The 16,480-nt window shown below is 35.6% G+C and carries 15 protein-coding genes and 1 other annotated feature; all 15 genes read left to right on the top strand.

Going from position 1 to position 16,480, the window contains the following annotated elements; all coding sequences use genetic code 11:
* Positions 1 to 114 precede the first annotated feature (114 nt).
* The 15 genes from K0R93_RS07075 (at position 115) to alaS (ending at position 16,380) form a co-directional block, all read left to right on the top strand.
* Positions 115 to 1,116: a glycosyltransferase family 4 protein gene (locus K0R93_RS07075; protein WP_300299400.1), complete on the top strand. Its 1,002-nt coding sequence runs from the start codon at positions 115 to 117 to the stop codon at positions 1,114 to 1,116.
* 167 nt (positions 1,117 to 1,283) lie between these two features.
* Complete coding sequence (locus tag K0R93_RS07070; RefSeq protein WP_300299398.1) at positions 1,284 to 2,213, top strand: putative nucleotide-diphospho-sugar transferase; 930 nt, start codon at positions 1,284 to 1,286, stop codon at positions 2,211 to 2,213.
* Positions 2,214 to 2,255: 42 nt separating this feature from the next.
* Positions 2,256 to 3,116, top strand: a complete 861-nt coding sequence (locus K0R93_RS07065; RefSeq protein WP_300299397.1) for a putative nucleotide-diphospho-sugar transferase — start codon at positions 2,256 to 2,258, stop codon at positions 3,114 to 3,116.
* A gap of 253 nt (positions 3,117 to 3,369) precedes the next feature.
* A complete protein-coding gene (gene rfbF, locus K0R93_RS07060) occupies positions 3,370 to 4,134 on the top strand; it encodes a glucose-1-phosphate cytidylyltransferase (protein WP_300299395.1) in 765 nt (254 codons plus the stop codon).
* A gap of 37 nt (positions 4,135 to 4,171) precedes the next feature.
* Entirely contained in the window at positions 4,172 to 6,097 is a 1,926-nt protein-coding gene (locus tag K0R93_RS07055; RefSeq protein WP_300299393.1) for a putative nucleotide-diphospho-sugar transferase, read from the top strand.
* Between the two features lie 115 nt (positions 6,098 to 6,212).
* A complete protein-coding gene (locus K0R93_RS07050; protein WP_300299391.1) occupies positions 6,213 to 6,803 on the top strand; it encodes an AarF/UbiB family protein in 591 nt (196 codons plus the stop codon).
* A 32-nt stretch (positions 6,804 to 6,835) separates the two neighbouring features.
* Positions 6,836 to 7,831 carry a phosphotransferase gene (locus K0R93_RS07045; RefSeq protein WP_300299389.1) on the top strand — a complete coding sequence of 332 codons (996 nt, stop codon included), beginning with the start codon at positions 6,836 to 6,838 and terminating at the stop codon, positions 7,829 to 7,831.
* Positions 7,832 to 7,965: 134 nt separating this feature from the next.
* Entirely contained in the window at positions 7,966 to 8,415 is a 450-nt protein-coding gene (locus tag K0R93_RS07040) for an RrF2 family transcriptional regulator (protein ID WP_300299387.1), read from the top strand.
* A gap of 17 nt (positions 8,416 to 8,432) precedes the next feature.
* Positions 8,433 to 9,614, top strand: a complete 1,182-nt coding sequence (nifS, locus tag K0R93_RS07035) for a cysteine desulfurase NifS (protein ID WP_300299385.1) — start codon at positions 8,433 to 8,435, stop codon at positions 9,612 to 9,614.
* Positions 9,614 to 10,051 carry a Fe-S cluster assembly scaffold protein NifU gene (gene nifU, locus K0R93_RS07030; RefSeq protein ID WP_300299383.1) on the top strand — a complete coding sequence of 146 codons (438 nt, stop codon included), beginning with the start codon at positions 9,614 to 9,616 and terminating at the stop codon, positions 10,049 to 10,051. Before nifS ends, nifU begins: the two co-directional genes overlap by 1 nt.
* A gap of 73 nt (positions 10,052 to 10,124) precedes the next feature.
* Positions 10,125 to 11,231 carry a tRNA 2-thiouridine(34) synthase MnmA gene (mnmA, locus tag K0R93_RS07025; protein WP_300299381.1) on the top strand — a complete coding sequence of 369 codons (1,107 nt, stop codon included), beginning with the start codon at positions 10,125 to 10,127 and terminating at the stop codon, positions 11,229 to 11,231.
* A 96-nt stretch (positions 11,232 to 11,327) separates the two neighbouring features.
* Positions 11,328 to 11,852, top strand: a complete 525-nt coding sequence (locus K0R93_RS07020; RefSeq protein WP_300299379.1) for a PRC-barrel domain-containing protein — start codon at positions 11,328 to 11,330, stop codon at positions 11,850 to 11,852.
* Positions 11,853 to 11,887: 35 nt separating this feature from the next.
* Complete coding sequence (locus tag K0R93_RS07015) at positions 11,888 to 12,067, top strand: YtxH domain-containing protein (RefSeq protein ID WP_300299377.1); 180 nt, start codon at positions 11,888 to 11,890, stop codon at positions 12,065 to 12,067.
* Between the two features lie 56 nt (positions 12,068 to 12,123).
* The gene (locus K0R93_RS07010; RefSeq protein ID WP_300299375.1) at positions 12,124 to 13,344 is read left to right on the top strand and encodes an AI-2E family transporter; all 1,221 of its coding nucleotides are present in this window, start codon (positions 12,124 to 12,126) and stop codon (positions 13,342 to 13,344) included.
* Between the two features lie 78 nt (positions 13,345 to 13,422).
* Positions 13,423 to 13,649 (top strand) — a binding site (T-box leader).
* A gap of 91 nt (positions 13,650 to 13,740) precedes the next feature.
* Complete coding sequence (gene alaS / locus K0R93_RS07005; RefSeq protein ID WP_300299373.1) at positions 13,741 to 16,380, top strand: alanine--tRNA ligase; 2,640 nt, start codon at positions 13,741 to 13,743, stop codon at positions 16,378 to 16,380.
* Positions 16,381 to 16,480: the final 100 nt, after the last annotated feature.

The following is a 16,480-nucleotide window of genomic DNA, read 5'->3' as shown; positions in this document are numbered from 1 at the left end:
TAATTAGCTGATCTATAAACCTTAAAAGATAACTTTAAATGAAGGGAATTGAATATATATAGTAATAGAGTTTTACACTAAACAACATTATTAAAATTATGAGGAGTTGAGAATATGAAAGTTTTATTTCAAATACGAAAAGATTATTTAAGAAATATTGCAGGTGATAGCATAATATTTCTGAATATAAGAGAAAACTTGATGAAACAAGGGGTCAAGGTAGATATATGCACGGATGCCAATATTAATCCCATAAGCTATGACTTGGTACATATTTTTAATACTGTAAGAATTGAGGAAAGTTATGAATTTGTCATGAATGCAAAAAAATATAAGAAGAAGATAATATTACATTCTATATATTGGGATTTGAAGCAATATTTCAATCAGACAAATCAGCTAGATAAACTACAATTGTGGATGAGAGCGGAAACGAAGAGGAAAATTGTTTTTAATAACACAGATTTGATTATATCCCACTGTCGTGGGGAAAAAGAATTAATTAAACAGAACTATGGTAATGATCTAAAGTTTTCAATAATCCCCTATGGTACAGATATTTCCTTAAGCAAAGGAAAGGACAGTTATATTAAATCGAAGCTGGGAATTGATGAATTTGTATTGTGTGTAGGAAGAATAAGTCGTCAGAAAAATCAATTAAGCTTGATTAGCGCCTTATCAAAGGAGAATATACCTATCGTTTTGGTTGGATCTATAAACGATAGAGATTATTACAAACAGTGCATTCATGAAGGCAAAGAAAGAGTGGTCATTCTAGATAATATCAAAACAGGTCAACTTGACACAATTTATAATGGCGCAAGGGTTCATGTATTACCCAGCTGGATTGAATATCCGGGACTTGCAAGTCTCGAAGCGGGTATCGCTGGATGCAATGTGGTGTCAACCGAGGTCGGATCTACAAAGGAAGTATTTCAAGACTATGTAAACTACTGTAATCCAAATGACATGGAATCAATCTATCATCAGACCATGAAGGCTTTTGAAACACCACACAGTGAAGAATTTAAAAATTTCATTATAGAAAATTATTTATGGACAAAAGCAGCTGCAAAGATCAAAAACATTTACCATTCTGTTATTGAGGCTCGATAATCCTTGCCCTAGGCATATCTCTTTGTAACAAATACCCACTTGTCTACATAACTTGAAATAGAAGAAATTGAAACTGAAGTTTTCATGAGATATCTTCAGGTAGTAAAGTAGTATGTAATTTGTGTATTTCCCAAGGATATCTAATACTCACGGAAAGGTGTGGAACCATGATAAATGGATATTGTATCATTCTTTCAAAATTCAGGCTATATCAGGTCGTAGCACTTTATCACTCATTAGCTAGCAACATAAGTGATTTAAAGAGCTTCAAGGTTTTTATTCTGTGCATGGACCATGAGACCTATGATATTTTATCAAAATTAAATTTAGAGAATGTATTATTAATTCAACTTCAGCGAATAGAAACCGATGAACTACGGTCAATAAAAAAAGGAAGAAAATTAAATGAATATTGCTGGACTTTAAAACCAGTATTCCTAGAGTATGTTTTAAAAAAATACCTTGAGATTGATCGTGTGACACATCTAGATGCTGACTTGTACTTTTATGGGGATCCCACATCAATATTCATAAATCAACCGGATATTTCTATTTTATTATCAGACCATGATTATTCTGACAAGCATAAATATATAGAAGATGCTGCTGGAAAGACAAATTCAGGGATTGTAAGCTTCAAAAGAGATAAACATGGTTTCAAATGTCTAAAATGGTGGAAAGAGAGATGTTACGAATGGTGCTTTGACAGAGTTGAAGGTGATAAATTCGGTGATCAGCGATATTTGAACAAAGCACCCCAATTATTCAAAGGCGTTAGCTATATAAACACCCCAGGTGTCAATATAGCCCCATGGAATGAAGAAAAATACAAGTTCACCTTAAAAGATAGTAGAGTTCTTTTAAATAAAGATAAGCTGATTATGTATCATTTTTGTGGTTTTAGATTATTGAATAAAAATGAATATACATTGGAATTAGACTGGCACAAGAATCCAATTCCAGTGATATATGAGCCTTATGTTAACGCAATCCTTAACGCTATTACGTGTATTGAAAAAGCTGACGCTAATTTTAACGGATTTTATAAAAAAAGTGCATTAGGAACAGGTGGAAAAGTTTTTAGGTTAGCTGATTGATAATAACTTTTCTATATATATATTTATTGCGAGGTGTAAAATTTGAAAAATGGATATTGTATGGTTGTATCGAAATTCCGATTATATCAAGCAGTAGTCCTTTGCAAATCTCTGGCAGCACATATAAAACAGTCGGATACCTATAGAATATTTACATTATGTATGGATTCTGAAACGTATAATACTTTATTAAAACTCGAACTTGTAAATGTAAAACTAGTGAAATTAAAGGTGATAGAGACGGATGCGTTACGTATGGTAAAAAAAGAGAGAAAACTTAATGAATATTGCTGGACATTAAAGCCGTTTTTTTTAGAATATGTACTGCTGAGATACGGTGATCTTGATCGGGTTACTCACCTTGATGCTGATTTATATTTTTATAGTGATCCCACACGATTATTTGAAAATCAGTCTCAAAGTTCTATTCTAATATCAGATCATGATTATGCAGATATTTATAAGGAGTCAGAGCAGAGTGCTGGCAAGACAAACTCTGGAATTGTGAGCTTCAAAAGAAATAAAAATGGCATTCAATGCTTAAGATGGTGGCGTGATAAATGTTTGGAATGGTGCTACGAGAGGGTTGAGGGAAATAAATTCAGTGATCAAAGATATCTTGATGAGATACCTAGCTTGTTCGAAGGGGTAGACTATATCACTACCCCAGGTGTAAACATAGCACCATGGAATGATAAAAAGTATAAAATATCTTTATTAAATAATGAAATACTTATCGATAAAAATAGACTGATCATGTATCATTTCTCCTGCTATAAAATAATAAATAAAAAAGAGTTCCTGCTTTCCTTTGGGGATAATATTCCTATCCCTATCATTTATGAACCCTACACCCAGGCGCTTGAAAAAGCAATAAACGATATTGATAAGCTGAATGCTTAACTCACTACGTTATATGCTAGTAAATATAATGTATGAAATATGATAACGATAGCCAATAGGAAAAGCAACATCTATTAAGTGATAAGTACAAGGATCAAAAAACTTATCACTTTTTATTTGCATCAAAGGGAAGATATCATAATGGAACCAATTACGCCTTGTCTACATACCCTAAAGTAGAAGAAGGTTCTAAATCATTGTCTCAAAAAAGCGAGAATCTATAAAATGAGTTGATCTACAAGGGGGCTGAAAGATGAAAACAGTTATTCTCTGCGGAGGAAAAGGGACGAGAATGAGAGAAATCACTGAAGATATGCCAAAGCCTATGGCCTTAATAGGCGGAAGACCGATATTGTGGCATTTGATGAAAATATATCAGTTTTATGGATGCAATGATTTTGTTTTTTTGTTAGGGTACAAGGGAGACAAAATTAAAGAGTATTTTTTGGATTATCATTGGAAGAATCATAACTTTGTGCTCGATAGTGCTGAAGAAACGATACAATTGTTAGGAAAGAGAGAGCCTTGGAAAATAACATTTGTAGACACAGGGTTAGAAACGATGACTGGAAGTAGAATTAAAAGAGCACGAAACTATATTGGGGAAAATACATTTATGTTAACCTATGGAGATGGGCTATCCAATATCAATATTTTAAATCTCTTACAATATCACAAAGAGCGAGGAAAGATAGCTACGGTAACAGGGATCACCCCGAAAAGCCAATATGGCACTTTAATCGTTGAAAATGGAATAGCAAAAGCATTTCAAGAGAAACCTCAATCTGCAGAACTTATAAATGGAGGATTTTTCGTATTTAACAAAGAGATATTTGACTATTTAGATGATGATACAAATTGTATCTTGGAGCAAGAACCTATGAAAAATTTAGCAAAAGAGCAGCAGTTGGCAGTATATAACCATAAAGGATTTTGGCTGGCCATGGATACGTATAAAGATATAACCTTGGCAAATGAGATCTGGGATCGGAGAGAAGAAGGCTGGAAAACTTGGTAGTGGAATATATTTTAAAACAGATTGTGGGGTATGATGATTGAAAGATATATTTAATTCCCTAACCGCTCAATTAAAAAATAGGAATATTAAAGATGCATATTGTATTATTGTATCAAAATATAGGCTATATCAGGTAATCGCCTTATGTAGATCTATTGAAAAGTATGTAAATGGTCATACAACATCTGAAATATTTATTTTGTGCATGGATACGGAAACCTATGATATTTTAAAAAAAATAAAGCTGACCCAGGTAACGCTTCTTCAGCTTTATGACATAGAAACGAATGAATTACGTTTAATAAAAAAGCAGAGAAGATTAAATGAATATTGTTGGACCTTAAAACCCGTTCTTTTAGATTTTATTTTAGATAGGTTTCCCAGTATTCATCGTGTTACCCATCTGGATGTAGATTTATACTTCTTTAATGATCCGAGACCAATATTTGAAAACCAAGGAAAATGCTCAGTATTGTTATCAGACCATGACTATCCAGACGATGTCAAAGAGCATTCAGAAAGAATGGTAGGCAAGGTAAACTCGGGCTTTGTAAGTTTTATAAGGAATGAAAATGGGATTGCCTGTTTGAAATGGTGGAAAATCAGGTGTATTGAATGGTGCTATGATAGGATAGAACCAAATAGATTTAGTGATCAAAAATATTTAGAAGAAGCACCCCATTTATTTGAAGGCATTTGCTACATCAAAACCCATGGTGTAAACATTGCCCCATGGAACGAAAAAAAATATACGGTATCACTGCGCAACAATGAGATATGTGTAAACAACGACAGACTAATCATGTATCATTTTGGTGGTTTTAGATTAAGAAACAAAAATGAATATTCCTTAGCCCTTGACGGTCATAATGAGCCGATTGCTCTTATATATGAGCCATATACACAAGCTCTTAGAGAAGCAATTTCAGATGTAGAAAAAGTTGATTCAAGATTTAATGCCTACCTAGTGGAGGAAAAATATAAAAAGAATGACCGGATATTTAAGTTTAACGGGAAGACAGTATTACAACAGGAGGGGGACTGCTTTTACGCAACGATCGTTTCTGATAGATATATTTGTAAAGCAATTACAATGTATAAGTCTTTAGCAAGGCACAGCAAGAGTTTCCATTTATTCATGCTTTGTACCGATGAGGTTGCGTATAAAATGATTAACAGTATGAACTTAAAGAAAGTTACCTGTATTATGTTAGATGAAGTAGAAGATAGAGATTTATTAAGTATTAAATCTCGACGGACGAAAACGGAATATAGTTGGACCTTAAAGCCAGCTTTACTGCACTACATCATGACACATTATTCAACCGCCCAATACTATGCAATGATTGATTCAGATCTGTTCTTTTTTGCTGATCCAATAAAGATATTTAATGAAGCACCTCAGGCATCACTTTATTTAACCGATCACTATAACTCGAAAAGATTCCAGCATTATTATAACAAATCTGGGAAGATAAATTCTGGATTCGTAGGATGTAAAAATAATGAAACAGCGTTAGCTGCAGTGGAATGGTGGAAATCTAGATGTATCGCATGGTGCTTCAATAGGTTCGACCAAGTAAAAAAACTGTATGGTGACCAGCGACACTTAGAGACATGGCCCAAGTTGTTCTCAAATGTACACATTGTTCGGTCCAAAGGAGCCCATGTGGCACCTTGGAACATCGAAGGCTATCAATTATCTGAAAGAGATGGCAAGTTATATGTCAATGATCAAAGGATCGTACTTTATCATTTTTCTGGGTTTGGAATTTATTCGCCGAGGGAATTCTCCTTATCCTGGTTTAATCGAGTAGAGGATCAAGTTGTAAATTCTATCTATTTGCCCTATATAAAGACATTGACAAAGGTTATCGAAGAAGTCAAAGAATTATACCCAGACTTTGAAGCAGGCTTTGTAAAAAGAGGGGATTATCCTGAACAACATTATTACAAAACGTAAGAAGCGGGGAGAAAAAGACCAGAGGATGGGCTCTCCGTCGATTTCTCCTCACGAAAGATGAACCATGAACAATCAGCATGATATTCATAAAATCCGAGCGTTAGGGGGACATACAATGTATGATTTTAGTTCAATCCAAGTGAAACAAATTTCAACCTTGGAATTGCAAGTAGAAAACAATTCGCAGTATACCTTTATTGACAAAGGTGCACAGGGAGCAGTATTCAAAATTGCTGAAGACAAATGCGTCAAAATCTATGGTGAAAAAGATAATTGTGATCTTGAGAAAAAAGCTTATGCTGCTGCTCAAGATTCGATTATTGTGCCGAAAGTATATGAGACAGGTGAAAACTATATCGTCATGGACTATATTGATGGTCCGTCCTTACAAAAGTACCTTTTGAGGAAAGGTAGAATTACAACAAATATTGCTAAACAAATCGTACTTATTACAAGGGAAATGGAAAGGGTTGGATTTCAAAGACTCGATGTAGCACCTAGACATGTTATTGTCAATAAAAATAAGGAATTTAAGGTAATTGATCTTGTTAACGTATATATTAAAAAAGAACCCAACCCCCATAGATTATTTATGGAATTAAAGAGACAGAACCTTGTACAAAGCCTAATGAACGAGATAAAGCATATAGATAAGGGACTATATGAAAAGTGGAGATTGGAAATGAAAGAATATCTACAGAATTGATGCATTTCTTATGATAATAAGGAGGAGACTAGGTGGACAGGATAAGCTGGAAAGAAAAGAAGCATTTAAATGATCGCCTACTGGGCATTGAGGATGTAGAATATATATGTATGCAGTTTGATATCGGTAAATTAAAGTATATTCATGGTCATATTAAGAACACAGTCAATATAAATATCTTAACAGAAACGGAAAAGGGAAAGTATATAATTAAGTTTTCGTATATAGACGAGCATCAACTCATCAACATTGTCGAGGCAATAAAAACTCTCAAGGAAAATGGAATACCCGCCTTGTTACCCCTTCAAACCATCAATAACCAGCATTATATCAAACTAAAGAATTATAGGATTCAAGTAACGCCCTTCATAGTAGGTCATAGCTTTAATCGAAATCCCAAACAGATGTTTTCAAGTGGTGAAGTTTTGAAAAAGATGCATGATGTCTTGAGTGACTATGATAAAATCCCCGTTCCAAGATCCTCTGTCTATCCATCTACAGAGGTATTGAATAAAGGAATTACAAGACTTGAGTTAATAAAGCACAATTTCAATAAAGAAAAAATCTTATTGATATATCGCCTATACGATGAAATTCAAAAAGGATGGAATGATAAAGAGAAAGAACTTCCTCATACAGTGATACATGGAGATTGGCATGAACGAAATCAGTTATTTACAAAGGAAGGAACAGTATGCTGTGTTTTCGATTTTGATTATATACAGAGAAAAGAACGTCTTTTCGATATTGCCTATGCTTTGTGGAACTTCTTGAACAGATCCCAAATGAAGATATTTGCGGAACCCTTTATGCAAGGTTATGGTCTATTAGAAGAACAGGAAATAGCTGCACTGCAGCTCGCCATTGCAAGGGTAAGTTTTTTCTTTCTTTGCACTGCATCATTAAATGAAAAACCAATCAATGAAATGGACCGTCAGCTGCGAGAACAAGTGCCTTTTCTTGAATATATTCTATCAAAGGATGGACAAAAAAGAATTGGGGAGTTATGTTATGCGTTTAAAAGATAGATATGAGTTACTCGAAAAGCCTATTCATTAGGCTTTATTTTTTTTATTATTGAATGTTGACAAAAATAGTGGGGTATAATATACTTAAAATGAATTCTGAGCAATTTACTTGGAATTTTGAAGGGAGTGATGAGATGAGACTTTCTACAAAAGGAAGATATGGTCTCAAGGCGATGTTCGATTTAGCGCTTAATGTTGGTGAAGGGCCAGTGGCATTAAATAGCATTGCAGAACGCCAAAATATTTCTGTACACTATTTAGAGCAACTGTTTTCGAATTTAAGAAAAGCAGGACTGGTCAAGAGTATACGAGGTGCCCAGGGTGGATATATTTTAGCGGATCAACCCTATAACATCACAGTAGGAGATATCATTCGCACCTTAGAAGGTCCTTTAGCACCTACGGAATGTGTTTCCAGTGACGATAGCACTGAGTGCTCTAAAGCTGACTGTTGTGTAACCAGAACCATATGGGAAAAAATTAGGGACAGCATAAATACTGTTGTGGATTCAATAACACTCCAGGATATGTTAGATGACTATAAAAAGCTCCAAAATAGCGACTCTTTTATGTATTATATATAATTTAAGGAGATGATCGGATGAACCAAAGAATATATCTTGATTATTCAGCTACTACCCCAGTGAAGCAGGAAGTACTTAATGAAATGCTGCCATATTTTACGGAGAAATTTGGAAATCCGTCTAGTATACATTCATTTGGTAGAGAAGCAAAGCAGGCTGTAGATGTTGCTAGAGATCGAATTGCAAAAGCAATTGGGGCAAAGCAGGAGGAAATTTTCTTCACGGGTGGAGGTTCGGAGGCTGATAACTGGGCTATAAAAGGTATTGTCTATGCAAACAAAGAAAAAGGCAATCATATCATCACAACAAAGATCGAACACCATGCCGTATTGCACACTTGTGAGTATTTAGAAAAAAATGGTTTTGAAGTTACTTACTTAGATGTAGACCAATATGGGATGATCGATATAGACCAGTTAAAAAATGCCATAACAGACAAAACGATATTGATTACTTTAATGTTTGCAAATAATGAAATTGGTACAATTCAACCTATAAAAGAGATTGGGGCATTGGCAAAGGAAAGAAAAGTTTATTTCCATACCGATGCTGTACAGGCATTTGGTAATGTCAACATAAATGTAAATGACTTGAATATTGATATGATGTCTATATCTGCCCATAAGATATATGGTCCTAAGGGTGTAGGTGCATTATATATTCGCAAGGGAGTAAAGATTAATGCGCTGCTTCACGGTGGTGCACAAGAAAGAAGAAGAAGAGCCGGGACAGAGAATTTACCAGGCATTGTGGGTTTTGGGAAAGCAGCTGAACTAGCCATGCAAAATCTAGATACCCATATCACCCATACTGCCAGTCTCAGAGATCGACTCGTGAAAGGAATTTTGGATAAGGTAGATTTCGTAAAGGTAAATGGACATCCAATTCACAGGCTTCCTGGCAATGTAAATTTTGCCTTTGAGTTCATCGAAGGGGAATCCCTACTGCTTAGCTTAGATATGTTAGGTATTTCAGGATCCAGTGGATCTGCATGCACATCGGGTTCATTAGATCCATCCCATGTTCTTATGGCTATTGGACTTACCCATGAAATAGCCCATGGATCACTAAGATTATCCATCGGTGATTTCACAAAAGAAGAAGACATCGATTATGTGATAAATGAACTGCCAAAAATAGTAGACCGGTTGAGACAAATGTCGCCGCTATATGAGAAGGTAAAGGGAGGACAAAAGTAATGTATAGTGAAAAAGTGATGGATCATTTTATGAATCCAAGAAATGTTGGAGAGATTGAAAATGCTGATGGCGTAGGCCAAGTAGGTAATGTAAAGTGCGGAGATATCATGAAAATGTATCTTAAGATAGAAGATGATGTGATTGTCGATGTAAAGTTCAAAACTTTTGGATGCGGTTCAGCCATCGCAACCTCAAGCATTGCTACAGAAATGATCAAAGGCAAAACAATACAAGATGCGTTGAAATTAACGAACAGAGCCGTGGTTGAAGCCCTTGATGGACTACCTGCTCAAAAAGTTCATTGTTCTGTTTTGGCTGAGCAAGCGGTAAAATCTGCATTATTCGATTATGCACAAAAGCGCAACATTGTTTTAGAAGGGCTTGAAGATTTCAAACCAGATGAAGATCACCATGATCATGAAGAAGAACATGAATAAGCCTAGGGAATCCTAGGCTTTTCTTTTAGATTTATTTTTTTTATTTTGCACAAAATATAGAGTAGGTGAAAGAATGACAAGCTTAGATAAAAAGAAAGTTGTAATTGGTATGAGTGGAGGTGTAGACAGTTCAGTAGCTGCATATGTTTTAAAACAGCAAGGTTATGAAGTTATTGGTGTCACGATGAAAATTTGGTCTGATACTGACAATTCAGATACACTTGATGATACAGGAGGCTGTTGTGGACTATCTGCGGTAGATGATGCAAGAAGAGTTGCGAACCATCTTGAGATACCGTTTTATGTAATGAACTTTAAGGAACAGTTCCAAAACAAAGTCGTGCAGTATTTTATAGATGAATATCTTAAAGGTAGAACTCCGAATCCATGTATTGCATGTAATAAACATATGAAATTTGATGAATTGCTTAAACGTGCCCATGGACTAGGTGCTTATTATGTAGCAACTGGTCATTATGCAAAGATTAGGAAAGATGTTTCAACAGATAAATATATCATTGAGAAATCCAATGCAGTATCAAAGGATCAAACCTATGCCCTATATAATTTCACCCAAGAGCAGCTGAAGCATACCCTCATGCCCTTAGGAGACTTTGTATCCAAGGAAGAAGTGAGGAAGATTGCCAATGAACTAGGTCTATCTACTGCCAATAAGCCAGATAGTCAAGAAATATGCTTTGTTCAAGACAATAATTATGGAAAATTCATTCAAGGTCAGGTTCCTGAAAAAATAAAGCCAGGTAGATTTATAGATACCTTGGGAAATGAAATTGGACATCACCAAGGAATTACCAACTATACCATTGGACAAAGGAAAGGTTTAGGTATCGCCATTGGTAAGCCTGCATATGTTGTGGATATTCATCCAGATAGAAACGAAGTTGTAATAGGTAATAACTGTGATGTATTTGGCTATGAATTGCTTGCAGAAAATGTAAATTTCATTGATCCTGATTTTATCTACGACAGCATGAGCATAGAAGCGCAAATAAGGTACAATGCAAAGCCATCTAGAGCAACACTTCGTTTCATCGATCAACATCTGATAAAAGTGATATTTGATTCACCTGTGAGAGCGATCACGCCGGGGCAAGCTGTGGTACTTTATAGTAATTCAGTTTTGTTAGGTGGTGGAACCATCATTAAAAAAGTAAGATAATTGAAATGCACCCGAGGGTGCATTATTTATTTTTTGATGTGGAATAATAAATAAGAAGTAAACTACCTTTACTATAAAGTGTGGTGACTTAATTTGATGAAGAGAGGATATGACATTATTGGCCTTCCAGTGATTTGTATAGAAGAAGGCTGTAAAAATTTGGAGATTAAAGATATACTTTACGACAGGACAGCAATGGCTGCTGTAAGCTTTATGATACAAGAAGCAGGGTACTTTAGAGATCAAAAAATTATAAATCTTCACAACATCAAAAGTATAGGTTCAGACGCAGTCGTTATACAGAATAAATCAGTAATAGAAGAATCGCAACATCAAGATCATATTCAAAGCTACCAAAATCTAATAGGAATAGATGTTATTAGTAATCAAGGCCAAAATGTTGGGATTGTTCAAGATATCCTTTTCGATATTCATACAGGAAGGTTATCAGGCTTAATCCTTTCTGAAGGATTGTTTCATGATTTGGTGGAAGGTAGATCTATCTTGCCTCTGATTGAAAATTTCAATGTGGACAACAAAACAATTATTATTACAAATTCAGAAGAACAATCTATTTTATCTAATACAGGTGGTTTAAAAAGATTATTTTCATTAGAATAATCAGAACTAGAGCTAACACTAAAGGAGTGTTTATGATGAGAGATAATTTTATGACAGGTGTTATCGCAGGTGGTATTATTGGTGCAACTGCTGGGCTTTATGCATTCAGCAAAATGTCTCCCCGTCAGCGAAAAAAGTTGATGAAAAGAGGTAATAACGTTATTAAAAATGCATCAAATATGATGAACATGACAAATGCTATGAATATGTTCTAGATAAAGGCAGCTAATTTATTAGCTGCTTTTCAATAACTTGAAAAGGGTGTTTACGCGTGAATAGTGCTTTTAATGTTATAGATTTAGTGTATTCAAAACCAACATCATATTTAATAGCAAGTATTTTTCTGTTGATGAGCATATTTTTTACTATCCTTCTAATTTTTTCAATCTATTATCTGATACATATAGGCAATAGATTTGTTGATATCAAAAGCAAACTTACATTGAAAAAGAAGCATTTCTTTTATCTGAGTATTTTTCTTGTAGGAGTTTTATGTGTACTACTCATATATCATCATAGAAAAATCGTCTCACAATTCTTAGGACCTTTGATCTGGGCTGTAATCATCGCATATTTATTAAGTCCCATGGTCCATTTTTTAGAGAGAAAAGGCTTTAAAAGAATATGGGCAGTCGTATTGTTGTATACTGCTGGAATTAGTGCTATCATTTTTCTATCCATTACGATAACACCTAAGATTACAAGAGAAATCAGTAACTTAATTGATTTATTACCTCAATACTCTAGACAGACCAATGTGCTTGTAAATCGAATATATACGCGGATAAAGCAACTAGATGACATATCACCCCAGCTTTCAGGTGTAAAAGAGGTCATCGAAGGGAATATTGTAAATATTGAATATGAAATTATCGATGTTCTGAGGCAATTGACAAACAGTATCATTGGTACGCTTTCCCATATCGTTACCTTAGCATTGATTCCCATATTCTCATTTTATTTCTTAAAGGATGCTGACTATTTTAAGAAAAAAATAATATTTCTTATTCCTAAAACTTGTAGAGAGGAATGTATCAATATCGGTAGAGATATCGATAAGCTTTTAAGCAAATTTATTAGAGGCCAAATTATTGTAGCAATGATTGTAGGTTTGTTAAGTACGGTAGCCTTATTCATATTAGGCATAGACTTTGCTTTTTTAATAGGCTTTATTGCTGGAGTTTCCAATATTATTCCCTATGTAGGACCCATAATAGGCGCTATACCGGCGGTAGTGATTGCGTTATTGGATACACCGGCCAAATCCATATGGGTAATCCTTGCCTTTACAACCATCCAACAAATAGAAAGCGCAGTTTTATCACCCAAAATAGTAGGGGACAGTGTGGGCTTGCATCCTATTGTGGTTATATTATCCCTTCTAATTGGCAATGAATGGTATGGCGTTATTGGTATGCTATTTGCAGTGCCTATAGCAGCAAGTATAAAAATCGTAGGAAAGCATATCATAAACTTAATTGTTCGTTTCTAATACAGAATCTCCTGAAAAAAGAAACATGATGATTGACAGATAAAACTAATTTTTATATAATTTTCTATAGTGAATATGAAAAATACGATGATGAAGAGGAGTATATAGATATTTTATCCTCAGAGAGGGGATCCATGGCTGGGAGATCTCTGATAATGGTCTATAGAAGCAGCTTCGGAGTACTGGGCTCGAACTTAAGTAGCGTCCAGCGGATTGCAACCGTTAGATTGCATGGTATTTTACTGAAAGAGTGACCAATGACTTGGTAAGTAGGGTGGTACCGCGAGCATACTCTCGTCCCTATATTTATGTAGGAATGAGAGTGTATTTTTTTGTAATTATTTTGTTAAAAATTAACAACTTTTTAATATGATCAAAAAATTGGAGGATGATACGATGGATAAAATGAGTTTAAATGAAGTAAGAAGTAAATTTTTGAGCTTCTTCGAAGGCAAAGACCACTTGGTAAGATCGAGCTTCCCTTTAGTTCCGCAAAATGATAAAAGCCTTTTGTTAATCAATTCAGGTATGGCACCCCTAAAGCCCTACTTCATGGGTGTAGATACACCACCACACAAGAGAATGGTCACATGCCAAAAATGTATTCGTACAGGAGATATCGAAAATGTAGGAAAAACTGCACGTCATGGAACATTTTTCGAAATGCTGGGTAACTTCTCATTTGGTGATTATTTTAAGAATGAATCTATCAAGTGGGGTTGGGAATTTGTTACAGACTGGCTAAAGATGCCTATTGAAAGGTTATGGGTATCGGTATATGAAAATGATGATGAAGCTTACGAAATCTGGAATAAAACCATTGGTGTACCCGAAGAACGGATCGTAAGGCTAGGCAAAGCAGATAATTTCTGGGAAATAGGATTAGGACCTTGTGGACCTTGCTCAGAGATTTATTTCGATCGTGGCGAGAAATACGGTTGTGATTCATCCCATTGCAAGCCGGGCTGTGATTGTGACAGATACGTAGAATTTTGGAATCACGTATTTACCCAATATGACAAGGATGAGCAAGGCAATTATAATCCACTGCCAAAACCTAATATAGATACGGGAATGGGCCTTGAGCGTGTGGCATGTATCATGCAAGATGTGGATTCTATTTTCGAAGTAGATACAATTCGATATATTTTAGATGGTGTGGTTGAAATTTCAGGACAAAGCTATGGCGTTGATCCGAAGAAAGATATCTCCATACGAATTATCACAGATCACATTCGTTCAGTAACCTTTATGGTCAGCGACGGTATCATGCCTAGCAATGAAGGCAGGGGTTATGTTTTGAGACGACTTTTAAGGAGAGCTGCGAGACACGGAAAGCTTCTAGGCATCAAGAATAATTTCTTAAATATTCTTGTTGAACGTGTGATAAAGGTGTCTGGAGATGGATACCCTGAATTAAGGGAAAAAAGTGAATATATCAATAAAGTGATAGGCATTGAAGAGGAACGATTCCATGAAACGATCGATCAGGGCAGTGAGATATTGAAGAATTATATTGAAGAGTTAAAGTTGGGTGGGCATACAGTATTATCCGGCGAGCAGGCTTTTAGACTATATGATACATATGGCTTCCCATTAGAACTAACAAAAGAAATACTTGAAGAAGAAAGAATGGCTGTCGATGAAAACTCATTTAAAGCAGAAATGGAGAAACAGCGGGAAAGAGCCCGATCTGCTCGTCAGGATATGGAAGGTGAAGGCTGGAAAGAGGATGTATTTAGTCAACTCGATCAGCAGATTAAATCAAGTTTTAATGGATACGATACCCTAACCCTTCCTGCTACAGTCCTGGCCATGGTGAAGGGGAGTGAAATCGTTCATGAAGCCAACATAGGCGATCAGGTTACGATTATTCTTGATAAGACACCGTTTTATCCCGAGGGTGGCGGTCAGACTGGTGACAAAGGTGTTCTATGGAACGAAGCCTGTAAAGCAAGAGTCATTGACGTGAAAAAAGGGCATAATGATCGTATCCTTCACATCTGTGAAATCATCGATGGAAAAATCGGAACAGGTGTCATGATCCATACAGAAGTTGACCGAGAAACAAGGATTAGCACTGCAAGAAATCATACAGCTACCCATTTGCTTCATAAAGCATTGAAAAGTATTTTGGGTCAGCATGTTGAACAAGCTGGCTCTATGGTTACCTCGGAACGATTGAGATTTGACTTCTCACATTTCCAACCTTTATCCGATGAAGAAGTTGAAAGGGTAGAAGAAATTGTGAATATGAAAATACTCGAATCTCTACAGGTAGATGCATCTGAAATGGCCATTGAAGAAGCGAAGAAGAAGGGTGCAACGGCATTGTTTGGTGAAAAATACGGTGACCATGTACGGGTAGTTTCTATTGGTGATTATAGCATGGAGCTTTGCGGTGGCACCCATGTTCAAAGTGTCAGTCAGATAGGTTTGTTTAAAATCATCAGTGAAAGCGGTGTAGCAGCAGGTATACGTAGAATTGAAGCGGTAACAGGATTAAAAGCTTATCAATATATTAAAGAAAAAGAAGCTAAACTGAAAGAGGTATCTATTCTGCTTAAGACAACCCCAAAGGAGGTCGTAACAAGGGTAGAAAATCTAATAAATGATTTAAAAAGTGTACAAAAAGAAGCAGAGACATTAAAAAATAAAATGGCTACAGGTTCCGTTGACGAGATTTTATCCAATGTAAACCAAATCAAAGGAATTAACGTGGTTGTCCATAAGCTGGCAGGCCTAGATATGGACAGTTTACGAAATTTAGGGGATCATCTCCGAGATAAGTTGGGTTCTGGTCTTGTCGTACTTGGAACAGACTTTAATGACAAGGTAAATTTCCTTGCCATGGCTACCCAAGATGTGGTTGACCAAGGTGTACACGCAGGAAATATTATTAAAGAAATTGCTAAAATTGCCGGCGGTGGCGGCGGTGGAAGACCAAATATGGCTCAAGCTGGTGCCAAGGATGTATCCAAGATTGATGAAGCTTTAAAAGAAGTAGCTGTTCTGGTTGAGAGACAAGTAAAATAGTCAGACTACTTATAGACGGAGGATAGATCTATCCTTCGTCTATTCATTCCGCGATTATCCATAGGTTTAACACAGGAATCTTGGAAAGAAGCTTTCAAAT

Source organism: Anaerosolibacter sp., assembly GCF_029240175.1.
Lineage (GTDB): Bacteria > Bacillota > Clostridia > Peptostreptococcales > Thermotaleaceae > Anaerosolibacter.
The sequence above is the reverse complement of the archived record's forward strand: the minus strand, read 5'-3'. Positions and strand labels throughout refer to the sequence as shown.